Source organism: Kocuria sp. 2SI (genome assembly GCF_005502825.1).
GTDB classification, from domain to species: Bacteria; Actinomycetota; Actinomycetes; order Actinomycetales; family Micrococcaceae; genus Kocuria; species Kocuria palustris.
This window is the reverse complement of the sequence record NZ_SCNB01000007.1, coordinates 42,226-67,785: the sequence shown is the minus strand read 5'-3', so window position 1 is coordinate 67,785 and position 25,560 is coordinate 42,226. Positions and strand designations below refer to the sequence as shown.

22 protein-coding genes and 1 riboswitch are annotated in these 25,560 nt (G+C 70.6%); of the genes, 16 read left to right on the top strand and 6 right to left on the bottom strand.

Annotated features, from left to right (window positions below; translation table 11 throughout):
* Positions 1 to 5: 5 nt before the first annotated feature.
* From gatA to FFS25_RS05825, 3 genes are all read left to right on the top strand, one after another.
* Positions 6 to 1,604 carry an Asp-tRNA(Asn)/Glu-tRNA(Gln) amidotransferase subunit GatA gene (gatA, locus tag FFS25_RS05835; RefSeq protein WP_137802206.1) on the top strand — a complete coding sequence of 533 codons (1,599 nt, stop codon included), beginning with the start codon at positions 6 to 8 and terminating at the stop codon, positions 1,602 to 1,604.
* A complete protein-coding gene (gene gatB, locus FFS25_RS05830; protein WP_006215005.1) occupies positions 1,601 to 3,100 on the top strand; it encodes an Asp-tRNA(Asn)/Glu-tRNA(Gln) amidotransferase subunit GatB in 1,500 nt (499 codons plus the stop codon). The genes gatA and gatB overlap by 4 nt, the downstream gene beginning before the upstream one ends.
* 107 nt (positions 3,101 to 3,207) lie before the next feature.
* On the top strand, positions 3,208 to 4,020 hold the full coding sequence (locus FFS25_RS05825; RefSeq protein WP_137802205.1) for a CPBP family glutamic-type intramembrane protease: 813 nt from the start codon (positions 3,208 to 3,210) through the stop codon (positions 4,018 to 4,020).
* A gap of 19 nt (positions 4,021 to 4,039) precedes the next feature.
* Here the strand turns inward: FFS25_RS05825 and FFS25_RS05820 are convergent, their stop codons facing one another.
* The gene (locus tag FFS25_RS05820) at positions 4,040 to 6,217 is read right to left on the bottom strand and encodes a S9 family peptidase (RefSeq protein WP_249933790.1); all 2,178 of its coding nucleotides are present in this window, start codon (positions 6,215 to 6,217) and stop codon (positions 4,040 to 4,042) included.
* A 63-nt stretch (positions 6,218 to 6,280) separates the two neighbouring features.
* Between FFS25_RS05820 and FFS25_RS05815 the strand changes: the two genes are divergently transcribed.
* The 4 genes from FFS25_RS05815 (at position 6,281) to FFS25_RS05800 (ending at position 11,777) form a co-directional block, all read left to right on the top strand.
* On the top strand, positions 6,281 to 7,066 hold the full coding sequence (locus FFS25_RS05815) for a CPBP family intramembrane glutamic endopeptidase (RefSeq protein ID WP_137802203.1): 786 nt from the start codon (positions 6,281 to 6,283) through the stop codon (positions 7,064 to 7,066).
* A gap of 68 nt (positions 7,067 to 7,134) precedes the next feature.
* A riboswitch (SAM riboswitch) is annotated at positions 7,135 to 7,251 on the top strand.
* A gap of 67 nt (positions 7,252 to 7,318) precedes the next feature.
* Positions 7,319 to 8,680: a bifunctional o-acetylhomoserine/o-acetylserine sulfhydrylase gene (locus tag FFS25_RS05810; protein ID WP_137802202.1), complete on the top strand. Its 1,362-nt coding sequence runs from the start codon at positions 7,319 to 7,321 to the stop codon at positions 8,678 to 8,680.
* 1 nt (position 8,681) lies between these two features.
* On the top strand, positions 8,682 to 9,863 hold the full coding sequence (metX, locus tag FFS25_RS05805) for a homoserine O-acetyltransferase MetX (protein ID WP_024290103.1): 1,182 nt from the start codon (positions 8,682 to 8,684) through the stop codon (positions 9,861 to 9,863).
* Positions 9,864 to 11,141: 1,278 nt separating this feature from the next.
* Positions 11,142 to 11,777, top strand: coding sequence for an alpha/beta hydrolase (locus FFS25_RS05800; protein ID WP_058871882.1), 636 nt, complete (start codon positions 11,142 to 11,144; stop codon positions 11,775 to 11,777).
* A gap of 17 nt (positions 11,778 to 11,794) precedes the next feature.
* On the opposite strand, the gene FFS25_RS05795 is transcribed toward FFS25_RS05800, so the two are convergent.
* Positions 11,795 to 12,031: an RNA-binding S4 domain-containing protein gene (locus FFS25_RS05795; protein WP_053447689.1), complete on the bottom strand. Its 237-nt coding sequence runs from the start codon at positions 12,029 to 12,031 to the stop codon at positions 11,795 to 11,797.
* A 75-nt stretch (positions 12,032 to 12,106) separates the two neighbouring features.
* Between FFS25_RS05795 and FFS25_RS05790 the strand changes: the two genes are divergently transcribed.
* Entirely contained in the window at positions 12,107 to 13,171 is a 1,065-nt protein-coding gene (locus tag FFS25_RS05790) for a DMT family transporter (RefSeq protein WP_137802201.1), read from the top strand.
* 57 nt (positions 13,172 to 13,228) lie between these two features.
* On the opposite strand, the gene FFS25_RS05785 is transcribed toward FFS25_RS05790, so the two are convergent.
* Positions 13,229 to 14,323: an ABC transporter permease gene (locus FFS25_RS05785; protein ID WP_137802200.1), complete on the bottom strand. Its 1,095-nt coding sequence runs from the start codon at positions 14,321 to 14,323 to the stop codon at positions 13,229 to 13,231.
* A 116-nt stretch (positions 14,324 to 14,439) separates the two neighbouring features.
* On the opposite strand from FFS25_RS05785, the gene FFS25_RS05780 reads away from it, so the two are divergent.
* The 3 genes from FFS25_RS05780 (at position 14,440) to FFS25_RS05770 (ending at position 17,650) form a co-directional block, all read left to right on the top strand.
* The gene (locus FFS25_RS05780) at positions 14,440 to 15,075 is read left to right on the top strand and encodes a TetR/AcrR family transcriptional regulator (protein ID WP_171004107.1); all 636 of its coding nucleotides are present in this window, start codon (positions 14,440 to 14,442) and stop codon (positions 15,073 to 15,075) included.
* Between the two features lie 202 nt (positions 15,076 to 15,277).
* Complete coding sequence (locus tag FFS25_RS05775; protein ID WP_006214991.1) at positions 15,278 to 16,657, top strand: glycine--tRNA ligase; 1,380 nt, start codon at positions 15,278 to 15,280, stop codon at positions 16,655 to 16,657.
* A 12-nt stretch (positions 16,658 to 16,669) separates the two neighbouring features.
* Positions 16,670 to 17,650 carry an N-acetyltransferase gene (locus tag FFS25_RS05770; RefSeq protein WP_137802198.1) on the top strand — a complete coding sequence of 327 codons (981 nt, stop codon included), beginning with the start codon at positions 16,670 to 16,672 and terminating at the stop codon, positions 17,648 to 17,650.
* A gap of 115 nt (positions 17,651 to 17,765) precedes the next feature.
* Here FFS25_RS05770 and FFS25_RS05765 read toward each other — a convergent pair whose 3' ends face one another.
* The 3 genes from FFS25_RS05765 to FFS25_RS05755 all read right to left on the bottom strand — a co-directional run bounded on the left by FFS25_RS05765 (position 17,766) and on the right by FFS25_RS05755 (position 19,231).
* Positions 17,766 to 18,122 (bottom strand): hypothetical protein, encoded by a 357-nt coding sequence (locus FFS25_RS05765; protein ID WP_137802197.1) that lies wholly within the window; start codon positions 18,120 to 18,122, stop codon positions 17,766 to 17,768.
* Positions 18,123 to 18,171: 49 nt separating this feature from the next.
* Entirely contained in the window at positions 18,172 to 18,618 is a 447-nt protein-coding gene (locus FFS25_RS05760; RefSeq protein ID WP_171004106.1) for a TM2 domain-containing protein, read from the bottom strand.
* A 70-nt stretch (positions 18,619 to 18,688) separates the two neighbouring features.
* A complete protein-coding gene (locus FFS25_RS05755; RefSeq protein WP_137802195.1) occupies positions 18,689 to 19,231 on the bottom strand; it encodes a TM2 domain-containing protein in 543 nt (180 codons plus the stop codon).
* A gap of 274 nt (positions 19,232 to 19,505) precedes the next feature.
* On the opposite strand from FFS25_RS05755, the gene dusB reads away from it, so the two are divergent.
* The 5 genes from dusB (at position 19,506) to FFS25_RS05730 (ending at position 25,539) form a co-directional block, all read left to right on the top strand.
* Positions 19,506 to 20,678 carry a tRNA dihydrouridine synthase DusB gene (gene dusB, locus FFS25_RS05750; protein WP_040561109.1) on the top strand — a complete coding sequence of 391 codons (1,173 nt, stop codon included), beginning with the start codon at positions 19,506 to 19,508 and terminating at the stop codon, positions 20,676 to 20,678.
* A gap of 88 nt (positions 20,679 to 20,766) precedes the next feature.
* Positions 20,767 to 22,089 (top strand): deoxyguanosinetriphosphate triphosphohydrolase, encoded by a 1,323-nt coding sequence (locus FFS25_RS05745; protein WP_137802255.1) that lies wholly within the window; start codon positions 20,767 to 20,769, stop codon positions 22,087 to 22,089.
* Positions 22,090 to 22,286: 197 nt separating this feature from the next.
* Positions 22,287 to 23,630 (top strand): NupC/NupG family nucleoside CNT transporter, encoded by a 1,344-nt coding sequence (locus FFS25_RS05740; protein ID WP_137802194.1) that lies wholly within the window; start codon positions 22,287 to 22,289, stop codon positions 23,628 to 23,630.
* 150 nt (positions 23,631 to 23,780) lie between these two features.
* A complete protein-coding gene (locus FFS25_RS05735) occupies positions 23,781 to 24,044 on the top strand; it encodes a hypothetical protein (RefSeq protein ID WP_137802193.1) in 264 nt (87 codons plus the stop codon).
* A 151-nt stretch (positions 24,045 to 24,195) separates the two neighbouring features.
* The gene (locus FFS25_RS05730; RefSeq protein ID WP_137802192.1) at positions 24,196 to 25,539 is read left to right on the top strand and encodes an MFS transporter; all 1,344 of its coding nucleotides are present in this window, start codon (positions 24,196 to 24,198) and stop codon (positions 25,537 to 25,539) included.
* The last annotated feature ends 21 nt before the right edge of the window (positions 25,540 to 25,560 follow it).

Here is a 25,560-nt window from a genome sequence, read left to right as displayed (position 1 = left end):
GCGATATGAGCGAGAACATCATCGAACTGTCCGCGGCCGAGCTCGCGCAGAAGCTGCAGGCCGGTGAGGTCACCTCGGTGCAGGCCGTGCAGGCGCACCTGGACCGCATCGCGGCCACCGACGGCGCTGCGGCGCAGGAGCGCAGCCACGGCAAGGCCGGTCTCAACGCCTTCCTGCACCTCAATGCGGAGGAGGCCCTCGAGGTCGCCGCCGACGTGGATCGGGATCGCGCCGAGGGCAAGCAGCTGCCGCCGCTGGCCGGCGTGCCGATCGCGGTCAAGGACCTCATCGTGACCAAGGGCCAGCCCACCACGGCGGCCTCGCGCATGCTCGAGGGCTGGATGAGCCCCTACGACGGCACCGTCACCGAGAAGCTGCGCGCGGCGCGCATGCCGATCCTCGGCAAGACCAACCTCGACGAGTTCGCCATGGGCTCCACCACGGAGCACTCGGCCTTCGGCCCCACCCGCAACCCCTGGGACCTCACCCGCATCCCGGGCGGCTCGGGCGGCGGCTCGGCTGCGGCCGTCACTGCGTTCCAGGCCCCGCTCGCTCTGGGGACGGACACCGGCGGCTCCATCCGCCAGCCCGCTGCCGTGACCGGATCGGTCGGCGTGAAGCCCACCTACGGCTCGGTCTCGCGCTACGGCGTGATCGCCATGGCCTCGTCGCTGGACCAGGTCGGCCCGTGCGCGCGCACCGTGCTGGATGCGGCCATGCTGCACGAGGTCGTCGGCGGCCATGACCCCAAGGACTCGACCTCGCTGAGCGATCCGGCCGAGGGCTTCGTCGAGGCCGCACGGGCAGGTGCTGCCGAGGGCGGGCTGAAGGGCCTGCGCGTCGGCGTGCTCAAGGAGCTGACCGGCGAGGGCTTCCAGCCCGGCGTCGAGCAGCGCTTCCGCGAGGCCGTCGAGGCACTGGAGAAGGCAGGGGCGAGCGTCGTCGAGATCGAGACGCCGAACTTCAAGTACGCCCTGGGCGCCTACTACCTGATCATGTCCTCGGAGGTCTCCTCCAACCTGGCCAAGTACGACGGCGTCCGGTTCGGCCAGCGCGCCCTGCCCAAGGACGGGCACGTGACCATCGAGCGCGTCATGTCCGCCACGCGCGCGGAGAACTTCGGCGCGGAGGTCAAGCGCCGCACGATCCTGGGCACCTACGCCCTGTCGGCCGGCTACTACGACGCCTACTACGGCTCGGCGCAGAAGGTCCGCACGCTCGTGCAGCGCGATCTGGACGCGGCGTTCGAGCAGGTCGACGTCCTCGTCTCGCCGACCGCTCCCACCACGGCCTTCCCGCTGGGCTCGGTCGACGAGCAGGCCGATCCCATGCAGATGTACCTCAACGACATCGCCACGATCCCCACCAACCTGGCGGGCGTCCCGGCGATCTCGATCCCGGCGGGCCTCTCGCCCGAGGACGGGATGCCGGTCGGCTTCCAGTTCATGGCCCCCGCTCGTGAGGACGCGCGCCTCTACCGCGCGGCCGCCGGTCTGGAGCGGCTGCTCGAGGAGGCGAACGGAGGCCCGATCTGGAAGGACCTGCCGGACGTCGTCGAAGCCGTGGGCAAGCTGTCGGAGACCACTGAGGGAGGCGCCAAGTGAGCGATCAGATCCTGTCCTTCGAGGAGGCCATGGAGGACTTCGACCCCGTGCTCGGGTTCGAGGTCCACGTGGAGCTCAACACCGCGACCAAGATGTTCGACTGGGCGCCGAACACCTTCGGCGACGAGCCGAACACCAACACCACGCCCGTCTCGCTGGGACTGCCCGGCGTGCTGCCCGTGGTCAACGGCAAGGCCGTGGAGTACGCGATCAAGCTCGGGCTCGCCCTGGGCTGCCAGATCGCCCCGGTCTCGCACTTCGCCCGGAAGAACTACTTCTACCCGGACACGCCCAAGAACTTCCAGACCTCCCAGTACGACGAGCCCATCGCCTTCGACGGCCAGCTCACCGTCGAGCTGGAGGACGGCACACCGTTCACCATCGAGATCGAGCGGGCCCACATGGAGGAGGACGCCGGCAAGCTGACCCACAAGGGCGGTGCCGGTCGCATCCAGGGCGCGGAGTTCTCGCTGGTCGACTACAACCGCGCTGGCGTGCCGCTGGTGGAGATCGTGACCCGCCCGATCGTCGGAGCCGGGGACCGCGCTCCGGAGCTCGGCAAGGCCTACGTCAAGGCGATCCGCGAGATCGTGAAGAACCTCGACATCTCGGATGCCCGCATGGAGCGCGGCAACGTGCGCTGCGATGCCAACGTCTCCCTGATGCCCAAGGGCACCACCGAGTTCGGCACGCGCTCGGAGACCAAGAACGTGAACTCCCTGCGCGCCGTCGAGCGCGCCGTGCGCTACGAGATCCAGCGCCATGCCGCGGTGCTCAAAGCCGGCGAGAAGATCGTCCAGGAGACCCGTCACTGGCACGAGGACACGCGCTCGACCACCTCGGGCCGTCCCAAGTCGGATGCCGATGACTACCGCTACTTCCCCGAGCCGGACCTGGTGCCCGTGTGCCCGGACCCCGCCTGGGTGGAGCAGTTGAGGGCCTCGCTGCCGGAGCCCCCGGCCCAGCGCCGCGCGCGTCTGAAGGAGGAGTGGGGCTACTCGGACGAGGAGTTCCGCGACGTCGTCAACGCAGGCGTGACCGAGGAGATCGCCGCCACCATCGAGGCCGGCGCCTCCAAGGCAGCTGCCCGCAAGTGGTGGATGGGCGAGATCGCCCGCCTGGCCAACAACGCGGGCGTGGAGATCGCGGACCTGGGGATCACCCCGGAGCACGTGGCCGAGGTCGAGTCGCTGATCGGCGAGAAGACCATCAACGACAAGATCGCCAAGCAGGTCCTGGGCCACGTGGCCGAGGGCGAGGGCACCCCGGCGCAGATCGTGGAGGCCCGCGGCCTGGCCGTGGTCTCCGACGAGGGCGTGCTGCTCTCCGCGATCGACGACGCCATGGCGCAGATGCCGGACGTCGTCGAGAAGGTCAAGGGCGGCAAGGTCCAGGCCGTGGGCGCTCTGATCGGTCCGGTCATGAAGGCCACCAAGGGCCAGGCGGACGCCGGCCGTGTCCGCGAGCTGATCCTGGAGAAGCTCGGGGTCTCCTGAGCCGTCTCGTGAAGGTCGATCGCGCCCGGGAGCCATGCTTCCGGGCGCGATCTGCACTCCGGCCCGGATCGGCATTCCCGGCCCGACGACACCCTGAAGGAGCACACATGACCACCATCTGGAACTACCGCGGCGACGACCGGGCCCTGTGGGCGGTGATCGCCGCGATCGTCGGCTCCTATGTGCTGGCCATGCGCCTGGCGCGGTGGGATGCCACCTGGCAGTGGGTTCCGCTCGCCCTGCCGGTCGCGGTGCTGCTCATCTGGTTCTTCCTGGCCGAGGCGGGTGTGCGTGATCTGGGGTTCCCCGCGCCCAGGGATCGGGGCAGCGCGGCAGCCGGGCCGCTGGGCGGGGCGAGCGCGCTCGTGATCGGCGCTGCGCTCGGTGGCGCCGGGGCGGCGGTCCTGCCGCTGCTCCAGGGCGGCCAGCCCGAGCTGCTGGGCCAGGCTGCGGTCTCGAGGCTCGGCGGACCGGCGGTGGCCGCTGTGCTGGCTGCGGTCGCTGCGGCGGCGCTGGAGATCGTGTTCCGCGGTGCGCTGCTGCGGCTGGCGATCGCACGGTGGTCGTCAGGCACTGCGATCACGGTCTCGGTCCTGCTGACGGTGCTCGGGCTTCTGCCCGTCATGCTCACGCGCAGCGCAGGCACCTGGTCCTGGCTGGCGGCCTCGGCGTGCGCGGTGGCGGTGCTGAGCCTGATGCTGGCCTGGGCTGCCGTGCGCACCAGGTCGCTGTGGATGCCCCTGGGCTGGGCGGCGGGACTCGCAGGAACGGGCGCCGCCGTGCTGCAGGGCTGGCCTGCTCAGGCCCTCGGGGCATGGGCCGCCGCCGGCGCCGCTGCCGCTGCCGGTCTCCTGCTGATCCCCGCGGTCCTGGTGCTCGAGCGGGTGCGGCCCTCCGGCTCAGACCGCCGGGCGGCGTGAACGGGCGGATTCCTTCGGCTCAGGCCAGCCCCAGGCGCTCCAGGGCCCAGGCGTCCTCCCACGCATTGTCGCGCCACTGCTGATAGCGCCCCGAGGCTCCGCCGTGGCCGCCGGCCATCTCGATGCGCATGAGGATCTGCTCGCGCTTGTCCGGGTTCTCGTGACGCAGGGCCGCCACCCACTTGGCGGGCTCCACGTAGAGGACGCGGGTGTCGTGCAGCGAGGTCACGGCCAGGATCGGCGGGTAGTCCCTGGCGGAGACGTTCTCGTACGGGGAATAGGCCTTCATGGTCCAGTAGACCTCCGCGGAGTCGAGGGGATTGCCCCATTCCTCCCATTCGAGCGCGGTCAGCGGCAGCTCGGGCATGAGCATGGAGGTCAGCGGGTCCACGAACGGCACCGCGGCCACCGCACCGCAGTACAGCTCGGGGGCCAGGTTCAGCACGGCGCCGACCAGGAGTCCGCCGGCCGAGCCGCCCATCAGCACGACCCGGTCGGCGTCGATGTCCGAGCGCGCGCCCAGGTGCCGGGTCGCCGCGACGACGTCTGTGAAGGTGCGCCGCTTGTGCTCCTTCTTGCCGGACTCGTACCACTGCCGCCCGAGCTCGCCGCCGCCGCGCACGTGGGCGATGGCCCAGACCGCACCGCGGTCCAGCAGCGAGATCCGCGAGTACGAGAACGACGGATCCATGCTGATCTCGTACGAGCCGTAGGCGTAGACCACCGCGGGTGCCGGCTGCGCGGCGTCCCGGCGGCGGATGAGGGTGATCGGGATCCGCGTGCCGTCCTCGGCCTGGGCCCAGTCGCGCTCCACGGAGTAGTCGACAGCCGAGTAGTCGCCCAGCACCGGCTGCTCGCGGCGCAGGACTGGATCGGGCAGCTCGGTCCCCGGCGCATCCAGGATGAGGTCGAAGACGCGCCGCGGGATCACGAAGGACTCGGCGGTGAAGCGCAGGACGGGGGAGCCCGGCTCAGCGGCGGTGAGGGAGACAGCCGTGAGCTCGCCGGGCACCTCGAGGACATGGGGCTCGGCCTGGCTCTCCGTGCCGAGTCCCTTCAGCGGCAGGATGCGCAGCCCCGGCAGGATGTCCTCACGGACCTCGAGAACCAGGTGATGCTGTGTGGCGGCGAAGCCCAGCACGCGCAGTCCCTCCCTGGGCGCCACGATGTCGATGCCGGGAGGGAATCCGTCGCCGGGCAGTTCCGCCGACTCGCCGGGCAGGTCCGACAGCTCGATCAGGCTCAGGCGTCCATCCGGAGCCTGGCGATCGTGCTGGAGCAGGACGACGTCCCGGCCGTCGATCCGCACGGGCTCCGCCGAGGCGAGAACGCCGGCCCCGCGCGGCACGACCACCTGTGGGTCCTGCTCGCCGGCCTCCTCGATGCGCAGGATCGAGACCTCGGAGTACTCGGAGCACCCGGCCTCGAGCACGAGCCAGCGCCGGTCCGAGGAGAGCTCGGCCCCCAGCCACAGGCCGGGGTCGTCCTCCTGGGCGATGGTGATGTCCTGCTCCAGCGGGGTCCCGAGCACGTGCCGGCGCAGGCGCCACGGCCGCCAGGAGTCGTCGACCTCGGTGTAGAAGACGGCGTCTCCGGCGGGCGAGAGGAAGGCGCCGTAGGAGGTCTCGGGGATCTCGTCGTCGAGCGTCCGGTCGGCTGCGAAGTCGTGGACGCGCACCGTGAAGCGCTCATCCCCGGTGGTGTCCTCGGCCCAGGCCATCCGGGTGCCGTCGTGGGTGATGTCGAAGGCGCCCAGCGACCAGAACTCGTGCGGCTGCGCCCGGGCGTTGCCGTCCAGGAGGGTCTGCTCGCCGGGCAGGGACTGACCTGCCACGATCTGCGGCGGCTCCCACCCCTCCTCAGCAGCCGGGACGCGGCACTGCACCGAGTGCTCTCCGCCCTCCACGGTGCGCGTGAAGTACCACCAGTCGCCGCGCCGCCACGGCACCGACAGGTCCGTCTCCTGCACGCGGGTCCGGACCTCCTGGAAGAGCTGCTCGCGCAGCGGGGCCAGCTGGGCGGTGGCGGCCTCCGCGCAGGCGGTCTCGGCCTCCAGATGGGCGATGACCTCTGGGGAGTCCTTCTCCCGCAGCCACTCGTACGGATCCTGGAAGGAGTCGCCGTGGAACTCGCGGACGTGGTCGCGGCGCGGCGTCTCGGGAGGAGCGGGGGAGGGATCCGGGTGCTGGGAGGTCATGGCGCTCATCGTAGGAACCGGCGCCGACAGCACAGGCCGCTGCCGTCGTGCCCCTGGCCCACAATGGAGCCCATGACCGAACACCTCTCCCAGGCCCCAGCCCAGCCGTCGTTCGGCTCCCAGCGAGCCGATCTGTGGCTGCAGATCCTGCTGGTGCTGGGCGTCTCGCTGGGGGCCAGCGCGCTGTGGTCCGTCCTGAACCTCGCCGAGACGCTGTCCACCAGTTCGATCGCCGAGTCGACGGCCTCCATGAACGCGCCGCAGAGCGGCTTCCCCCTGTTCGACGTCCTGCGCCGCAGCCTCGGGATCCTCTTGGCTCTGGTTCCACCGCTGCTGGCGCTCTATCTGCTGGCGGGCTCGGCCGGTCAGCTGCGTGGGCTGCTGCACCGGATCGGCCTGGACCGCCGAGCCCCGCTGGCAGATCTGGGCCTGGGGACGCTGCTCTTCGTCGTCATGGGACTGGGCACCCTGGCGCTGTACCAGGCGGGCCGCCAGCTCGGGATCACCGCCGAGATCGTCACCAACGCGGGCGGGACCTCCTGGTGGGAGGTCATCCTGCTGCTGGCCTCGGCGGTGCGACACTCGCTCGTGGAGGAGATCATCGTCGTCGTGTTCCTGGCCGATCGCCTGCTGCGGGTGGGATGGACGTGGCCGGCCGTGCTGATCGGCTCGGCCCTTCTGCGAGGCAGCTACCACCTGTACCAGGGCGTCGGTCCGGCGCTGGGCAACGTGGTCATGGGGCTGGTGTTCCTGTGGCTCTACCGCCGCACCGGACGCGTGATGCCGCTGATCATCGCCCACTTCCTGCTGGACGCCGTCGGCTTCCTAGCCGGGCCCCTGCTGTTCTGACGGAGCGCTCCACAGGCCACGGAACCCGGGTTTGCGCCGGAGCCTCGCTCGTCCGAGAATGGGAATCAGGTCACGAGAGCCAGCGACAAGCCCCAGCTAGCTGGCCGGCAACCCTCCTTCCGCGGTGGGGTGCCCTGGGTGAGGACCGGGCCGGTGCGCCGACGCGTACACGGCAAGCGCGGGTCACGGCACCCGGTCCGACGGGTCCGTCGGACCTCGGTCCGCGGCCCCGGAAGACAAGGAGTCGCCGACATGTCAGCACAGCAGCCCACCCCCTCCGCCCCTCAGGGATGGAGCTTCGAGACCCGCCAGATCCATGCCGGTCAGGAGCCCGATCCCGTCACCGGCGCCCGGGCGCTGCCCATCCAGCAGACGACCTCGTACGTCTTCCCGGATGCCGAGACCGCTGCCGGTCGCTTCGGACTCAGCCAGGTCGGGCCCATCTACACCCGCCTGACCAACCCCACCACCGAGGTCGTCGAGAACCGCATCGCCTCCCTGGAGGGCGGCACCGCGGCCGTCATGGTCTCCTCCGGGCAGGCCGCCACCACCTACGCGATCCTCAACGTGGCCGGGGCGGGCGATCACATCGTGGCCAGCCCGTCGCTGTACGGCGGCTCCTTCAACCTGTTCAAGCACACCCTGTCGCGGCTCGGGATCGAGACCACGTTCGTCTCCGATCCGGACGATCCCCAGGCCTGGCGCGATGCCGTTCGGCCCAGTACCAAGGCCTTCTACGCGGAGACCATCCCGAACCCGCGCAACGACGTCCTGGACCTGGAGACGGTCTCGCGGATCGCCCACGAGTCCGAGGTGCCGCTGATGGTGGACAACACCATCGCCACCCCGTACCTGCTGCGGCCGTTCGAGCACGGCGCCGACGTGGTGATCCACTCCGCCACCAAGTTCCTGGGCGGGCACGGCACCTCGGTGGGCGGGTTCATCGTGGATTCCGGGCGCTTCGACTACACCCGCTACCCGCAGCGCTTCCCCGGGTTCGTGGAGCCGGACGAGTCCTACCACGGCGTCGTGTTCGGGGAGGTCTTCGGCGAGAACGGGCCGTTCGGGGCCAACGTGTCCTTCGCCTTCAAGGTCCGCACCCAGCTGCTGCGGGACATGGGAGCCTCCATCTCCCCGTTCAACGCCTTCCTGATCGAGCAGGGCATCGAGACGCTGTCGCTGCGCATGGAGCGCCACGTCGCCAACGCTCGGACGGTCGCCACCTGGCTGGAGGCCCACGAGGGCGTCGAATCCGTGTCCTACGCCGGGCTCGAGTCCTCTCCGTGGCACGAGCGTGCGCAGAAGTACGTCCCCGGCGGCGCAGGTTCGATCCTCGGCTTCGTGCTCGACGGCGGCTCGGAGGCCGGCCAGGCCTTCGTGGACGCGCTGAGCCTGCACTCGAACGTCGCGAACATCGGTGACGTCCGCTCGCTGGTCATCCACCCGGCCTCCACCACGCACGCTCAGCTCTCCCCGGAGGAGCAGCTGGCCGCCGGCGTCGCCCCGGGGTTCGTGCGGCTGTCCGTGGGACTGGAGCACATCGACGACATCCTCGCGGACCTGGAGCTCGGTTTCGCCGCGGTCAAGGCGCGCGGCGCAGGGGGATCGGTCTGAGGTGACCGCCATCCAGAGCACGACCGCGCGCTCGCAGCAGCCCTTCCGCACCGAGGGGCTGCTGCGCCGCGCCCGCATCGGCGACCTCGGGCTGGAATCCGGGGCCGTGCTGCCCGATGTCGAGCTGGCCTACGAGACCTGGGGCGAGCTCGACGACCGCGCCTCCAACGCGGTGCTCGTCCCGCATGCGCTGACCGGGGACACCCATGTCACGCGCGGACGGGTCGCCGAGGACGCCACCTCCTTCGACCGTGTCTCCGCCGAGGCACCGGGCTGGTGGGACGGACTGGTCGGGCCCGGGCGGGCGATCGACACCGACCGCTTCTTCGTGGTCGCCATCAACATGCTCGGGGGCTGCTACGGCTCCACGGGTCCGTCGACTCTGATCCCGGAGGACAGCCCGCGGGCCGGTCTTCCGTGGGGATCGGACTTCCCCGCGGTGACGATCCGCGACTCGGTGCGCGCCGAGCAGCGCCTGGCCGAGCAGCTGGGCATCGCGTCCTGGCGGCTGGTCGTCGGCGGTTCCATGGGCGGTGCGCGGGCCCTCGAGTGGGCCGCCACGTTCCCCGAGCAGGTGCGGGCCTGTGCGGTGATCGCCTCGACCGCCGCCTCGAGCGCCGAGCAGATCGCATGGGGCCAGGCGCAGCGCCTGGCGATCCGCAACGACCCCGACTTCCGCGGCGGCGACTACTACGACGGCGTCATCCCCTCCGTGGGCCTCGGAATCGCACGGCGGATCGCGCACACCACCTACCGCGCGGCACCGGACCTCAACGCGCGCTTCGGCAATGCGGCGCAGGCCGGCGAGGATCCGGGGGCGCCGCTGCCGGGGCGCCGTCGGGGCCGGTATGCGATCGAGAGCTACCTGGATCATCAGGCCGCCAAGCTCGTGGGCCGCTTCGACGCCAACTCCTACCTGGTGCTCAACGACGCCCTCATGGGCCACGACGTCGGCCGCGGCCGCGGCGGCGTCAGGCAGGCGCTCGCGGCCACCACCTGCGACTGGCTCGTGGCCTCGGTCGACTCGGATCGGCTCTACCTGCCCTCGGAGTCCGAGGACCTCGCCCGGCTTCTGCCCGGCGACGTCCCCCACCGCACCATCCGCTCCGGCGCCGGGCACGACGGCTTCCTGATCGAGCACGAGCAGATCGGCGAGCTGGTCCGAGCCGCCTTCCTCTCCTGAGGGGGCCCTACCGAAGCGACGCATCGACCCTCCTCGCCGCCGAGGGGACCCATTCGTCACGATTCACGCCGGATTAGACGTCCGATGCGTCCCGTCGGCGATCCCGTGCGCCTTGTGCGTCCCCTCGGCGTACTGGGCGCACGAGATCCCCGGTCCACACGGAATCCCGGACAATGGAGATCCGAAGTACGGAGTTCATGCCTCCACAGACGCCCTTTCGGGCACTGGACCGGGGCGACGACGGCGGGGAGCGGATCCGTTCGCATCGGTCGGCGCCGTGATCCGCTGCACTGTCTGCCATGCCGAGACCACGTCACAGTCCACCTGCCTGCCTGCAGGGCCGCGTCTTCACGACCGCCGAGGCTGAAGCGGCAGGCGTCGCGAAGCGTCATCTGTCGGGGAGGCAGTACTGCTCCTGGGGCAAGGGCCTGTGGTCCTGCGCCGATTCGCGCCCTGACCCCCGCACCAGATCCGGTCTGCTGAGGATCCTCCCGGCTCTGCAGCAGGAAGGCTGGGCAGCCAGCCACACGACGGCCGCCATCCTCCACGACTTCCGGCTCCCCGGCAGGCTCGGGCATGTCGGCGGCATCCATCTGTGCTCCTCGACAGGATCAAGGCCTCGAGGACGCGGCGTTGTCGGGCACCGGAGTCAGTTCCATGCCGAGGATCTCTGGACCGACGGATCGGTCCGCCTCACGTCCCCGGCCCGAACACTGCTGGACCTGGCCGCATCGACAGACGCTCGCGGTCGTCGGAGTGGACTCGCCGCTGGAGACCTATACGCGGCTCGTGCTGGAGGACCATCGCTTCACCGGGTGGGAGGCTGATGTCGAGATCCGATCCCCGGGTGGCCGTCGGGTCCACCCTGACCTCGCGGATCGCAGGCACCGGCTGGCCGTGCAGGTCGACGGTGCGGTCCACGAGGACCCGCGGCAGCGACTTCGGGATGTGGAGCGGCAGCGGGCTGCGGAAGCGGCCGGGTGGACGGAGCTGCGTGTGGTGCACACGGATCTCGACGTCGTGGATCCGACGGATCCTGGATGCGAGCCAAGGATCGTCACCCTGGTGCGGGCACATCGGCAAGCGGTCCGGGCGCGGGAGCTCGCAGGGCCCTGACGAGCCGCCGCCCGAGTGCGAGATCTCGTGAAGGGACGCGTGCGACACGATTCAGGCGCGGGAAGACGTTCGTTGCGTCCCCTCAGCGGCAGTTCCTCCGCGCGGGAGCGAGAGGAGCGACGGAAGCGGGGCGTGCTGCGCGCGGATGCCATGATGGTCGGCATGAGCGAGAACCCCGTCGTGATGTGGAACCGTGACCCCGCCGAGTCCCCGGAGGCGCCCCTGCTGGTGCTCTTCCACGGCTTCGGCTCGAACGAGCAGGACCTCATGGGCCTGGTGCCGCAGCTGCCGCAGGATTTCGTGGTGGCCTCGGTGCGCGCCCCGCTGGCCCAGCCTCCCGGCTACAGCTGGTTCCCGCTCTACGACGAGGAGGCCTTCGGCCCCGATGCCATCCGCGCCGCGGTCGAGCCGCTCGTGGGATGGCTGCGGGAGCAGGCCGAGGGGCGTCCGTCGACCACGCTGCTGGGGTTCTCCCAGGGCATGTCGATCGCCACGTCGCTGGTGCGGGCCATGCCGAGCGAGATCACTGCGGTCATCGGGCTGTCGGGCTTCGTGGTGCCGGAGCCGCTGGAGATCTTCCGCGACGACGAGCTGAAGGAGAAGCCCTTCAAGCTCTTCTGGGGCCGCGACCCGCAGGACCCCATCGTCAACGACCAGCTGGTGGACATGACCGCCGAGTGGCTCGTGGAGCATGCGGACACCATGAAGGTCCACTACCAGGGCATCGGCCACAGCGTCTCGCCGCAGGAGATCGGGCACGTCAATGAGTACCTGACCCGCATGGTCCTGGGACGCTGAGCCAGGCCGGGGCCCGTTCAGCCCTCGGCGCGGATGACCAGCGAGGTCCCGTTGTAAGTGATGACGTCGCCGTCGTGCAGCTGTCGGCCGCGGCGGGTCTCGATGTCGTGGTTGACCTGGACCATGCCCTCCTCGACGGCGGTGCGCGCCATGGCGCCGTCCTCGACCAGGCTGCCGAGCTTGAGGGCCTGGCCCAGTCGGATCATCTCGTCGCGGATGGGCAGCTCTTCGGGGGTGCTTCCGGTGGTGGTCATGGCTCCATTGTGGCCCACCGAGGCCATGAGCCCAGCTCGGGGAGGACCGGAAGGGCCCGGGAGTAGCCTGATCCGGTGCCCACCTCAGAACCCCTCCCCGAGAATGCCGACCAGCCCGAGGACCCGCAGCCGCCCCAGGATGTCGTGATGGCCCCGGCGCAGACCCACAGTCCCGTCACGGTGCTGATCGCCCAGATCGCAGCCGTGCTCGCAGGCGGCGCCATGGCCGTCCAGTCGCGCGTCAACGGCGAGCTGGGCGCGCGCACCGGGGACTCCGTGGCCGCAGGCCTCACCGGCTTCTCCGTGGGCTTCGCGATCGTGCTGCTGGGCACCGCGCTGATCCCCGCCGGGCGGCGCGGCCTCATCACGGCGCTGGGCGCCTTCCGGGCCCGACGCCTGCCCGCGATCTTCCTGCTCTCCGGCGTCTTCGGCGCGTTCCTGGTGGTGGTGCAGACCGTGACCACGCCGATGGTGGGCGTCTCGGTGTTCATCCTGGGTATGGTCGTGGGCCAGTCCGTCGGCGGGCTCGGGGTGGATCGTGCGGGCATCGGCCCGGGAGGCATGAAGCCGCTGACCGGCTGGCGCCTGCTGGGCACGGCGATCATCGTGGTCGCGGTGCTGATCGCGCAGCTGCCCCACCTGGGCGGCGAGGAGGGAGCTCCTCAGCGCAGCATGGCGGTGGTCCTGGCGCTGCTGCTCCTGCCGGTGCTGGCCGGGCTCGGCTCCGCCCTGCAGACGGCCTTCAACGGGCGGATCGGGGCGGAGGCCGGGACGCCGATCACCCCGACCGTGCTGAATTTCGCCGAGGGCGTGCTGGCGCTGATCGTCGCCACGGTGATCCACCGGCTCACCGCTGACCTGCCGCCGTGGCACTTCCCCTCCGAATGGTGGCTCTACCTGGGCGGCGTGTGCGGCGTGCTGTTCGTGGCGGCAGGAGCGGTGCTCTCGCGGATCATCGGGATCCTGCGCACGAGCCTGTCCCTGACCGCCGGGATGCTCACCGGCGCGCTGCTGCTGGATCTTCTCGTGCCGACCAGCGGCGCGGTGGTCGCCCCGCTGACGGTGCTGGGGACGGCGCTGACCTTCGTGGGCCTCGTCGTCGTGTCCCTGCCCTGGAAGCGGCGGGCGAGCACCGCCTGAGACGACGACGGCCGCCGCGCTCGTCAGGGAGCGCGGCGGCCGACGTGAGCGGTCGGGTCAGCGGGCTGCGTGCCGTCCGCTCTGAGCGGCGGTCGGTGAAGAGCCCGACGAGTAGTCGATCGACGTGTCCTGGGCGGCCGGCTTGGAGCCGCCCGAACGGCGCACCGCGCGTCGCTCGGAGGCCAGCCCGATGCCGATCAGCACGATGCCGAGCACCAGCCACCCCGAGAGCACGAGCCACTGCATGGTGGTGTCGGCTTCCGGGAAGTAGGAGATGTCGCGGATCAGCGTGGAGATCGCCCCCGGCGGGAGGTACTGCCCGATCTCGCCCCACGGGCCGGGCAGGAACTCCTTGGGGGAGTTGGTGCCGGAGATCGGGTTGGCGAAGAACATGAACAGCAGCGCGGCCACCGGGATGCCGGGGGTGCGCAGCACGGTCACCAGACCGGCGACGGTCGCGGACATCGCCGCGAACGCCAGTCCGACGGCCAGCCAGGTCAGCTCGAACTCGCGCTGGAAGACGTCGAGCAGCGGCCCGCCCAGAGCGGTCACGGCGAAGCCCGCGAGCACGCCGTAGAGCAGCACTGCCACGATCTTGCGGCCGCCGCCGATCACCTGCAGCCCGATCACGATGCCTCCGGCGAGCCCGCCCATGACCATGGGGAAGGACAGCACGCCGAGCCCGGCGCCGTTGGGGTCGTTCTCGCTGAACGGGATCAGGTCCGTCTGGGTCACGGGCATGCCTGTCTTCTGCCCCAGCTGCTCGCCCACCCGGTGCAGGATCTGGCCGGTCGCGGCGTTGTTCGCCGAGGCGGAGAGGACCTCCACGGGCTGGCCGATCACGATGGCGCCGTAGACGTCGCGGTGCTCGATGGCCTCGACGGCGGCGTCGCGGTCATCGCCCGTCGTGATGTCGAACAGGTCCGGTTGGGCGTCCTCGAGGTGTTCCTGGACCATCTCGACCTGCTGCTCGGGGCCGGCGATCATCAGCGGGATCGACTTGGGCTCGGAGGTCACCGTGGGCCAGGAGAAGGCCAGGACGATGATCGAGATGACCACGGAGGACATCAGCGCCGTGATGAGGACCTTGGGCCACGGCGTGACCGGCTTGGCGCTGAGCTGGCCGTGGACTTCCAGGCTGGGACTGGACATGGGGAGACCTCTCGACCGGCACTGGCGCCGTGGATGGGAAACGGAGAGCTGATCTCCGCCTGGGAGGCTAGCACGCAGATGGAGATGGCGTCTCCGGTTGTGCGACCATGGGACCTATGTCATCTCCCTCATCCGGTTCCCGCAGCGACGCCCGCGCCAACCGCAGAAAGATCCTGGCGGCCGCAGACAGGGTCTACGCCGCCGAGGGCGTCGGCGTCACGCTCGATCGGATCGCCCAGGAGGCGGGCGTGGGCGTGGGGACCGTGTACCGGAACTTCGCGAACAAGGGGGAGCTGATCGAGGCGGTCCTGGCGGATCGCCTGAACGGCATGCTCAGCTTGGCGCGCTCGTGCGCCGAGCACGACGACGCCCGCGAGGGTCTCTTCCGCTTCCTGCGCACCGTGGTGGGCTGGATCAGCGACTCCGTGGCCATCGGGCAGCTGCTCGACGGGCGCTCGGAGCACCAGGCGCGTCTGCTCAGGGTCCGCGCGCAGTCCATCCCGCTGATCGAGCAGCTGATCGCGCGCGCTCAGAGCGACGGCCAGATCCGCGCCGACTTCAGCTCTGCCGACCTGCCGATGTTCTTCACGATGCTCGGGGCGGTGCAGGAGCGCGCCGGGTCTGTGGATCCGAAGCTCGTGCACCGCTACGCGGATCTGCTGCTGGATGCGATCTCCCTTCCCGAGGCGACCTCCGAGCATCCGCCGCTGAGCGAGGCGCAGCTGGTCGAGCTGCTCGGTCGCAGCGGCTGATCAGGGTCGCCGTACAGGGAGCAGACATGACCGCATCCGCCGTTTGGAGAGCTGAGCACCGCTGAGCGCACCGGGAGTCGCGGGCCGTCGTCGTCGTTGACTACCCTGGCGGTCGGTGCCTTCGTGCACCCGAGGACCCCGTACGGAAACCCCACGCCAGGCCGCAGCCAGCGGTCGCGGCAGATACCGGAGTGTGCATCTCATGGCCCCCAAGTCCACGCTGGACAACGTCATCTCGCTGTGCAAGCGACGCGGCTTCGTGTTCCAGGCGGGTGAGATCTACGGCGGCTCGCGCTCGGCCTGGGACTACGGCCCCCTGGGCGCGGAGCTCAAGGAGAACATCAAGCGCGAGTGGTGGCAGTCCTTCGTGCGTGGGCGCCAGGACATGGTGGGCCTGGACTCCTCGATCATCCTGCCCTCGGCCGTGTGGGAGGCTTCCGGGCACGTCGCCACGTTCACGGATCCGCTGGTCGAATGCACCTCGTGCCACACCCGCCACCGCCAGGATCACCTGGAGGAGGCCTTCGAGGACAAGAAGGGCCGCGCGCCCGAGTCCATGGCGGAGATCAACTGCCCCAACTGCGGCACCAAGGGCGAGTGGACGGACCCGCAGCAGTTCTCGGGCCTGATGAAGACCTACCTGGGCCCGGTGGACGATGAGAAGGGCAAGCACTACCTGCGCCCGGAGACCGCCCAGGGCATCTTCGTGAACTTCCTCAACGTGGTGACCGCGGCCCGTCAGCGTCCGCCGTTCGGGATCGGCCAGATCGGCAAGGCCTTCCGCAACGAGATCACCCCGGGCAACTTCATCTTCCGCACGCGCGAGTTCGAGCAGATGGAGATCGAGTACTTCGTGCACCCGGACGAGGCCAAGCCCTCGTTCGACACCTGGGTCGATGACTGCGAGCGCTGGTTCACCGATCTGGGCGTGAACCCCGAGAACCTGCGCCGCTTCGACGTCCCGGACGGCGAGCGCGCCCACTACTCGGACGCCACGATCGACCTGGAGTACCGCTTCGGCTTCCAGGGCTCCGAGTGGGGCGAGCTAATGGGCGTGGCCAACCGCACGGACTTCGACCTGAGCAACCACACCGAGGCCTCGGGCACCAAGATGCAGTACTTCGACCAGGCCTCCGGCGAGCGCTACACCCCGTACGTGATCGAGCCGTCCTTCGGTCTCACGCGCTCCATGATGGCGTTCCTGGTGGACTCCTACCGCGAGGAGGAGGCTCCCAACACCAAGGGCGGCACGGATGTGCGCACCGTGCTGGGCCTGGACCCGCGCCTCGCCCCGGTCAAGGCCGCAGTCCTGCCGCTGTCCAAGAAGGACGACCTCAAGGGCGTGGCCGGGGACCTGGCCGCCGAGCTGCGGCGCCGCTGGAACATCGACTACGACGACGCCGGGGCCATCGGCCGCCGCTACCGCCGCCAGGACGAGATCGGCACGCCGTACTGCGTGACGGTGGACTTCGACACCCTCGAGGACCAGGCCGTGACCATCCGCGAGCGCGACGAGATGACCCAGGAGCGCGTCTCCCTGGACAAGGTCAGCTCATACCTGGCCGACAAGCTGGGCTGCTGAGCGGGGGATCGCATGAGTGTGGAACTGCGCTCCTGGGAGCAGGGCGATGACCTCGCCCTGCTCGAGGTCCTGCCTGCGCCCGAGGCCGACCCCGTCGTCGCCCTGCGGGCACTGATGGGTCCGGACACCGACGAGCCCGCGTGGTCGCGCACGGTCGTGGCCGTCGACGACGACGTGGTGATCGGCGGCGGAGCCGTGCAGCTGCACCCGCTGCACCCGGAGCGGGTGTGGGCCTTCGCGGAGGTCGCCACGGCCAACCGCGGCGAGGGCACGGGCCGGCTGATCGCGGACCGCCTGCGGCAGATCGCAGCCGAGGCCTTCCCGGGCAAGCCGCTGCGCACCAAGGCCGCACCCGGCACATCGGGGGCGGGCTTCGCCGAGCACTCCGGCATGGTGCCGGTCATGACGCACCGCCATGTCGTCATCGCGCCCGGCGCCCTGCCGCCGCAGCCGATCGAGGAGGGCGATTCGGCCACCGAGGCGATCGAGGACCTGGCCACCGGCTCCGTCGAGCTCACCAGGGCGGTGGGGGAGTTCTACCGCGCCGTCAACGCCTGGGACGCCCCGGCCGAGCTGTCGCTGGGGAAGGTGAACCAGCAGTTCCTCTCCGAGACCTCGCAGGCCTACGGGGCGATCGTGCTGCGCCGCGGGATCGACCGCGGGGCGGGGCGCAGCGGGAGCATCGGCGCCTTCGCGATCAGCTACCGCTCGCTCGAGCTGGATCAGGAGCGCTCGCAGGCCGATCCTGAGCGCCTAGCCGAGCTCGACGACCTGCCCACGGATGTCCTGGTCGGCTGGGATCCGTCGCTGTCCGATGAGGACGCGGCGATCGCGGTCGCCAAGCTGCTGGGTCTGCTCGTGGCCCGCTACCCGGTGCGCGTGGAGGTCACCGACGCCATGCGCCCGCTGGCGATCGTGTGCGCCCAGCTCGTCGCGGACGGGGTGGCCAAGGTCGTGGACGAGTCCGTGACCTACGCCGATCCGACCGAGTGAGCCTCTCCGCCTGAGCCCGCACCTTCTGGGCTGACGACAGCGGCCGGTGCCTCCCTTTCAGCGGGGAGGCACCGGCCGCTGTCGTGGCATGGGAAGCGCGCGACGGCCGCGCCGCTCAGAACGCCCAGGGATCGACGCCGTGCTCGGCGGCGGCCTCTCGGCGGATCTCCTCGTCGGCGGCCTCCAGGCTCTGGTTCATCTTCGCGGCGTCCACGAGCCACCAGATGAAGGCCGCCAACCCGGCGAGGATCAGCAGGGCCCAGGCGATGAAGATCGGCATCATGAGCCTGACGGGATCCTGCCCCTCGAGATCCGCGTTCATGGCGAGGGCGAAGGTCGCGATGTAGACGACGAAGGCCAGGGCGAACGGCCCGATCAGAAGCGCGGAACCCGCCCACAGGCCCCGCGCCAGTCCCTGGTTCTTGGACCGGGCGCTGTAGCGCCAGCCGGCCCGGACAACCTCCGGGTCCATCGGCTGGGACGGCTGGGCGGCCGAGACGGCTGCTGCAGCGGGCAGGTCCTCAGAAGGACCAGGGATCCACCCCGTGGTCGCGGGAGAGCTCCTGCCGCAGTTGCGCGTCCAGGCGCTCGAGCCGTCGGCTCATGCCCACGCCGTCGACGATCCACCAGATGACGGTCACCAGCCCAGTCAGAGCCATGACGATCAGCGCGGCCCAGAGGACGGGGCCCGGCTCGGTGATGGCCGCGTCCCCGACGCTTCCGGGCTCGCCGGTGTCGAAGCCCTCTTCGTAGGTGACCATGAGCATGGCGTAGGCCGTGATGGCCCCCGCCCAGGCGATGCCCGCCAGGATCAGCTTGACCAGCCCGCGGCCGACGGCGCCGAGGTAGAAGTCGTGCACGGGGACGTGGAGCATGAACGGGCCGAGGATCCACAGGATCCAGGCCGCGATCGGCTTCTTCGCGCGGGCCTCGTAGCGCACCGCCGCCTGGCGGTGCGCGGGATCCATGGGCGCAGGGGTCCAGGGGCCGGGGCGTGCGGGCCAGGGCCCGGCGGGGTGCGGGTAGGTCATGGCCGGCTCAGAACGACCAGGGATCGACGCCCTGCTGGGCGGCGATCTCGCGGCGGATGCGGTCGTTGGTGCGCTCCAGGCGCGAGGTCATGGTCACGCCGTCGACGATCCACCAGATCAGGATGGCGACGAACGAGCCGATGCACAGCACGACCCCGAGAATGATCAGCACGCCAGCGGTGCTCTCGCTGCTGCCGGAGGCCGCGGCCCCGCCGATCATCCCGCCGAACAGGGCGATGAACGCGAAGATGATCAGCCCCAGCTTCAGCAGACCGCGTCCCACGGCGCCGAAGTAGAAGTCGTGGATGGGCAGGCCGATCAGGAACGGCCCGCCCAGCCACAGCAGCCAGGCCACGGTGTTGTTCTTGGAGCGTGCCGAGTAGCGCCAGGCGGCCTGTGTGGCCGCCGGATCCATGGGAGCGCCCCAGCCCTGATGCGGTCCCGGCTGCGGAGCCGCTGCCTGTCCGGGCGTCCCGTGCGCAGGCTGGTGACCCCAGGGGCCCTGCCCCGCATCGGGGGTCGGCTGCGAGCCGGTCGGGATGTGCGTCACGGCGATCTCCTGTCGGTGGGGGAGGAGCGGCATCGGGGTGCACCGCCGGGTCTGCTCCCATCCTAGGCGACTGATTTGCGCATGTGAACTCCATGCCGGGATTCCGGACGAGGCATCGGCGCCACTGGAATGTGCCGGAGATCGCCCGAACAGGGCGACGGTCCTGTGGGAAGATGCCCGGATGACCACCACCGCCGAGCCCCGCCAGGAGACCGCCCTCGCGCAGCAAGCGCAGGGGCCGTCGTCGTATCGTCAGCCGTTCGGCCCGGGGACGATCGAGACCACGCTTGCCGACGAGGCCGTGACCCTGGACCTGCCGCCGCTGCGGCTGGGCGGGCTGACGATCGATGTCCCCGTGGTGCTCGCGCCCATGGCCGGGGTGACCAACAAGGCCTTCCGCGCGCTGTGCCGCGCCCACGGCGGCGGGCTGTATGTGACCGAGATGGTCACCGCCCGCGCCCTGGTGGAGCGGCGGGAGAAGTCCCTGCAGATCGTCCACCACGACCCGCACGAGACCCCGCGCTCGGTGCAGATCTACGGCGTGGACGCGGTCAACGTGGGCAAGGCCGTGCGGATGGTGGTCGAGGAGGACATCGCCGATCACATCGACCTGAACTTCGGCTGCCCCGTGCCCAAGGTCACCAAGCGCGGCGGGGGATCGGCGCTGCCGTGGAAGACGGATCTCTTCGAGGCGATCCTCTCCGCCGCCGTCCGCGAGGCCCAGGGGCTGCCCGTCACGATCAAGACCCGCAAGGGCATCGACGACGACCACCTCACCTACCTCGAGGCGGGTCGGATGGCCCGCGACCTCGGCATCGCCGGGATGACCCTGCACGGGCGCACCCTGGAGCAGCACTACTCCGGCCAGGCCGACTGGTCGTCGATCGCGCGGCTGCGCGAGGCGATCCCGGACATGCCGATCCTGGGCAACGGCGACATCTGGTCCGCCGAGGACGCCGTGCGCATGGTGAACGAGACGGGTGTGGACGGCGTGGTCATCGGCCGCGGCTGCCAGGGGCGGCCCTGGCTGTTCGGCGATCTGCAGGCCGCTTTCGACGGCAGCCGGGAGCGAGCCCGCCCCGGACTGCGCGCCGTGGCCGCCACCATCTACCGCCACGCCCAGCTGCTGGCCGAGCAGGACGGCGACGAGCTGCAGGGCCTGCGGGAGATCCGCAAGCACGTGGCCTGGTACTTTAAGGGCTACCCGGTCGGCGGCGACCTGCGCGCGAAGCTGTCCCTGGTCGAGACGCTGGATCAGCTCGAGGAGCTGCTCTCCTCCATGGACCTGGATCAGCCGTACCCCGGTGCTGATGTGGAGGGGCCGCGCGGTCGCGCCGGCAACCCCAAGAAGGCCGCTCTGCCGGACCGCTGGCTCGAGGACCGGCAGATCCACGACGACCAGCGCCTGGGTCTGGTCGACGCAGAGCTCGACGTCTCCGGCGGCTGAGGCGCCCCCGAGCGGGCACAATGGCCTGGTGATGGATGAGCTGAGCCACGAGAACCAGCAGGAGCTTCCCCTCGAGGGCGTGGCGGAGATGCTCGCTGCCGTCGACCGCACCCGCGAGGCCGAGCCGGGCTACAGCGCCCGCGACATCGAGCGGCGGGTGCGCGAGGATCACCACAATAAGTACCGCTCGCACTTCGAGCGCGACCGCGCCCGCGTGCTGCACTCCTCGGCTCTGCGCCGACTGGCCGCCAAGACCCAGGTGGTCGACCCCGGGGCCGACGACTTCGCGCGCAACCGCCTCACGCATTCGCTCGAGGTCGCCCAGATCGGCCGGGAGATCGGCCGGCTCATGGGCTGCAACCCGGACGTCGTCGACGCCGCCTGTTTGTCCCACGACCTTGGCCACCCGCCGTTCGGGCACAACGGGGAGACCGAGCTCAACGCGCTCGCTGGGGACATCGGCGGCTTCGAGGGCAACGCGCAGACCCTGCGGCTGCTCGTGCGCCTGGAGCCCAAGGTCATCGCCCCGGACGGCAGCCCCGCCGGGCTGAACCTCACTCGCGCCGCACTGGATGCCACATGCAAGTACCCGTGGCGGGCCTCGGAGGCGCCCCAGCAGGCGGACGGGACACGCTCGCGGAAGTTCGGCGTCTATGAGGACGACCTGCCGGTCTTCGAATGGATGCGCGAGGGCGCCCCGGCGCGCACCAAGTGCCTCGAGGCCCAGGTCATGGACCTGGCCGATGACATCTCCTACTCGGTGCACGACGTCGAGGACGCCGTGGCCGCAGGAGCCGTGCGGCTGTCCCGGCTGAAGGACCCCGCCCAGCGCGAGCGCGTGTTCGACAAGACCCGCGAGTGGTACCTCCCGGGTGCGGAGGACGCCGAGCTGGACGAAGCGCTGACCCGCCTGGAGAACGCCCCGGAATGGGCTTCCGAGATGCGGGGATCGCGCCAGGACCTGGCTCGGCTCAAGGACATGACCTCCCAGCTCATCGGGCGCTTCGCCACCTCGGCCGTGGCGGCCACCCGTCGGGTGACCGGCTCGGATCCGCTGACCCGTTACGACGCCTCCCTGGTGGTCCCGCACGAGACCGACGTGGAGATCGCCGTGCTCAAGGGCATCGCCGTGACCTACGTGATGACCGAGCGCGACTCGCAGGTGGTCTACGACCGCCAGCGCGAGACCCTTCGCCTGCTGGTGGAGGCCATGATGGACTCGGACGGCCGCTACCTGGCCCCGGAGTTCCGCGGCGACTGGCACGACGTCGGCGGAGGTCCCGGTGCCGAGGCCCTGCGCCTGCGCATCGTGATCGACCAGGTGGCCTCGCTGACCGACACCTCGGCGGTGCGGCTGCATCACCGCATCCTGGGCACCGACCGGCGGCTGGGGGACACCCCACTCTGGTGATTCCTTCGAGGGCGTCCGTACCAGCGCGACGGGCCGAACTGCCAGGTTCTCCTCAGCCCGCGCTCAGCTCCCTTAGACTTCCCCCGCGTCCGCATCATGGCGGAGGCACAGCGGGACTCTGCAGGTGAGCTCCCGCACCATCGTTTCGCCGACAGGCACCGACGACACGCGCAGGACGCGGGAACAGGCAGCACACCGTGATCGGAATCCTCTGGGGCATCGGCGGCATGGCAGGGATCCTGCTGATCGCCTTCCTCCTCTCCTCGAACCGGCGGGCCATCAAGCTCCGCACCGTCGTGGCCGCGCTCGGCCTGCAGGTCGTGTTCGGCATCGCCGTGCTCTACTGGCCGTTCGGTCAGCGGGTCCTCGAGGTCGTCTCGAACGGGGTCCAGGAGGTCATCGGCTCGGCCAACGCCGGCATCAGCTTCGTCTTCGGCGGACTCGTGCCGGAGGACGGCGTGGTCTTCGCGCTGCAGGTCCTGCCGGTCATCATCTTCTTCGCCTCGCTGACCGCGGTGCTCTACCACTGGGGCATCCTGCAGTTCGTCGTGAACTGGCTGGGCCGCGGCATCGGCTGGCTGCTGGGCACCCGCCGCGCCGAGTCCGTCAACACGGCGGCCAACATCTTCGTGGGGCAGACCGAGGCGCCCCTGGTCATCCGCCCCTACATCCCCGGGCTCACCCGCTCCGGGCTGTTCGCCGTCATGGTGGGCGGGCTGACCACCGTCGCCGGCTCCGTGCTGGTCGGCTACTCCCTGCTGGGCGCCCCGCTCGAGTACCTGATCGCAGCCTCCTTCATGGCCGCGCCGGGCGCGCTGCTGATGGCCAAGATCCTCGAGCCGGAGACGGTCTCGGACGAGGAGGCCGACCGCCTGGAGAAGGCCGGTGCCGCCAAGCTGGCCGCCGAGAACAGCGACGTCCCCGTCGTCGCAGCGACCGACGACGCCGCAGCCGATGCCCCCTGGGCCGATCGCGAGCGGCCTGAGGAGGCCGTCGTCGTGGAGGATCCGGGAGACGCCCTCAAGCACCGCAACGTGATCGACGCCGCCGCGGCCGGCGCCAGCGACGGCCTGCGCCTGGCGCTGACCGTGGGCGCCATGCTGCTGGCGTTCATCGCGCTGATCGCCCTGATCAACCTGTTCATCGGGACCATCGGCGGCTGGTTCGGCGCTCCCGATCTGACCTTCGAGCAGATCCTGGGCTGGGTCTTCGCCCCGATCATGACCATGATCGGCGTGCCGTGGAACGAGTCCGTGGCCTCCGGCAGCTTCGTGGGGCAGAAGGTCGTGGTCAACGAGTTCGTGGCCTTCGCCGACTTCGGTCCGCAGATCGAGAGCTTCAGCCCCAAGACGGCGGCCATCACCACGTTCGCCCTCACCGGCTTCGCCAACCTCAGCTCGCTGGGCATCCTGCTCGGCGGCCTGGGCGGGCTGGCCCCGGAGCGCCGTCCGGAGATCGCCGAGCTCGGCATCCGCGCCATCCTGGCGGCCACGCTGGCCAACCTGATGTCCGCGGCCATCGCCGGCATCATGCTCGCCTGAGCGGTTCAGGCGCGCGCGACGCGGCCCGTCGGAGACCTCAGTAGGATGGGGCGCCGAGGGGCCGCGTCATTGTCTGCCGCCGGCCCGAGACCGGACCAGCCGCCCAGCACCGGGCCCCGCCCGCACCCACCCTCCAAGGAGCGCCAGATCATGGCATCGGCACAGCAGTCCCCGAACGGCCGCGTCCCCGCCGGGCTCGACTCGTCTGAGCTCCAGGAGGCATCGCGCGCCCCCGGGATGATCGTCTCCGCCATCGTCCTGCTGATCGCCGCGCTGTCGATCGTGGTGCCGCACCTGATCGAGGTGGCTGCGTGGGTGCGCATGCTCGGGCTGATCGTCGGCCTGATCCTGATCGGCGTGGGCACCGTGGTCTTCGTCCAGGAGCTGCGCCGCCAGTCGATCAGCCGGCGCTGAAGACGGCCCTCCGGCGGCAGCGACTGTCGGCATGCCGTCATCCCGTTGAACGGAACCGGCCTTCGCGCGGCGAGTGACGCGGATTACAGTGAACCGGCCCGCGTCCCGTGGGTCCGAACCCCGAATCGCCCTGCGCGAAGGAGACACGACCGTGCCCGCTGAGACCCCCGTGAACCAGGTCCTGCGCGGCCGCGCCTGGGTGGCGCCGCTGTGCTGGATCGCCGTGCTGCTCGACGGGTTCGACGCCGTCGTGCTGGGTGCGGTCATGCCGTCCATGATCGAGGACCCGGGCTTCGGCCTCACGCCCGCCTCCGGCACGGCCGTGGCGACCGCCGGGCTGTTCGGCATGATGGTCGGCGCTCTGGGGATGGGGTGGGCCACTGACCGCTTCGGCCGCCGTCGGATGCTGATCGGCGCGGTGACGATCTTCTCCCTGCTGACCCTGGCCATGGCGTTCACCGACTCGATCGCCGTGTTCGGGATCCTGCGCTTCCTGGCCGGCGTGGGCCTGGGCGGCTGCCTGCCCACCGCGATCTCCATGGTCACCGAGTTCTCCTCCGCCCGTCGCACAGGCAACGCAACCACCACGGTCATGACCGGCTACCACGTGGGGGCGGTGCTCACCGCCGCCCTGGCGATCTGGATCGTGACGCAGCTGTCCTGGCACGCCATGTTCATCGCCGGCGCCCTTCCGGCCGTGATCCTGGTGCCGCTGATGCTGCGCTACCTGCCGGAGTCCCCGGAGTTCCTGCTCTCCCAGGGCCGCCGCGACGAGGCCCGGGCGGTTGCCGAGCACTACGGGATCGACTTCGCCGCGCGGCTGGAGCGCCAGGAGGCCCTCACCCGGGCCGGATCGGATGCCCAGCAGGAGAAGGTCGGGGCCGGCCTGCTGCTGTCCGGTCCGTACCGCCGCAACACCGTGATCCTGTGGATCGCCTCCTTCATGGGCCTGCTGCTGGTCTACGGCCTGAACACCTGGCTGCCGCAGATCATGCGCGCCGCCGACTACGACCTCGGCAATGCCCTGGGCTTCCTGCTGATCCTCAACGTGGGCGCGATCGTCGGGCTGTTCATCGCCGGACGGGCCGCCGATCGGTTCACCCCGCGGGTCGCGGGCATCGTCTGGTTCCTGGGCGCTGCCGTGATGCTCGCATCGCTGGTGATCCGACTGCCGCTGGGCGGGATCTACGTCATGGTCTTCATCACCGGCTGCTTCGTGTTCTCCGCGCAGGTGCTGGTCTACGCCTTCACCGCCTCCAACTACCCTGCGCAGGTCCGGGCCACCGCGCTGGGCATGTCGGCCGGCACGGGGCGCCTGGGCGCGATCTCCGGACCGCTGGTGGGCGGCACCCTGCTCTCCGCCGGGCTGGCCTACCCGTGGGGCTTCTTCGCCTTCGCGCTGGCCGCGCTGCTGGGCGGCGGGGCGCTGTCGGCCACCCGGACCCTGGACCCCGAGGCCCAGGACAGCCCCGTCCACAGGCAGCCGATCGACTGATCGGGGGCTTGGCGGCGGGTC

What these genes read in the sequence shown, in the direction of transcription:
- FFS25_RS05800 (WP_058871882.1), top strand. Translation starts at nt 11,142, where the DNA reads ATGAGCGAGAACCCCGTCGTGATGTGGAACCGTGACCCCGCCGAGTCC.
- FFS25_RS05770 (WP_137802198.1), top strand. Translation starts at nt 16,670, where the DNA reads ATGAGTGTGGAACTGCGCTCCTGGGAGCAGGGCGATGACCTCGCCCTG.
- FFS25_RS05815 (WP_137802203.1), top strand. Translation starts at nt 6,281, where the DNA reads ATGGAGCCCATGACCGAACACCTCTCCCAGGCCCCAGCCCAGCCGTCG.
- FFS25_RS05810 (WP_137802202.1), top strand. Translation starts at nt 7,319, where the DNA reads ATGTCAGCACAGCAGCCCACCCCCTCCGCCCCTCAGGGATGGAGCTTC.
- FFS25_RS05820 (WP_249933790.1), bottom strand. Translation starts at nt 6,217, where the DNA reads ATGACCTCCCAGCACCCGGATCCCTCCCCCGCTCCTCCCGAGACGCCG.
- FFS25_RS05825 (WP_137802205.1), top strand. Translation starts at nt 3,208, where the DNA reads ATGACCACCATCTGGAACTACCGCGGCGACGACCGGGCCCTGTGGGCG.
- FFS25_RS05775 (WP_006214991.1), top strand. Translation starts at nt 15,278, where the DNA reads ATGGCCCCCAAGTCCACGCTGGACAACGTCATCTCGCTGTGCAAGCGA.
- FFS25_RS05780 (WP_171004107.1), top strand. Translation starts at nt 14,440, where the DNA reads ATGTCATCTCCCTCATCCGGTTCCCGCAGCGACGCCCGCGCCAACCGC.
- FFS25_RS05795 (WP_053447689.1), bottom strand. Translation starts at nt 12,031, where the DNA reads ATGACCACCACCGGAAGCACCCCCGAAGAGCTGCCCATCCGCGACGAG.
- FFS25_RS05745 (WP_137802255.1), top strand. Translation starts at nt 20,767, where the DNA reads ATGCTCGCTGCCGTCGACCGCACCCGCGAGGCCGAGCCGGGCTACAGC.
- FFS25_RS05760 (WP_171004106.1), bottom strand. Translation starts at nt 18,618, where the DNA reads ATGGATCCCGCGCACCGCCAGGCGGCGGTGCGCTACGAGGCCCGCGCG.
- FFS25_RS05735 (WP_137802193.1), top strand. Translation starts at nt 23,781, where the DNA reads ATGGCATCGGCACAGCAGTCCCCGAACGGCCGCGTCCCCGCCGGGCTC.
- gatA (WP_137802206.1), top strand. Translation starts at nt 6, where the DNA reads ATGAGCGAGAACATCATCGAACTGTCCGCGGCCGAGCTCGCGCAGAAG.
- FFS25_RS05765 (WP_137802197.1), bottom strand. Translation starts at nt 18,122, where the DNA reads ATGGACCCGGAGGTTGTCCGGGCCGGCTGGCGCTACAGCGCCCGGTCC.
- FFS25_RS05785 (WP_137802200.1), bottom strand. Translation starts at nt 14,323, where the DNA reads ATGTCCAGTCCCAGCCTGGAAGTCCACGGCCAGCTCAGCGCCAAGCCG.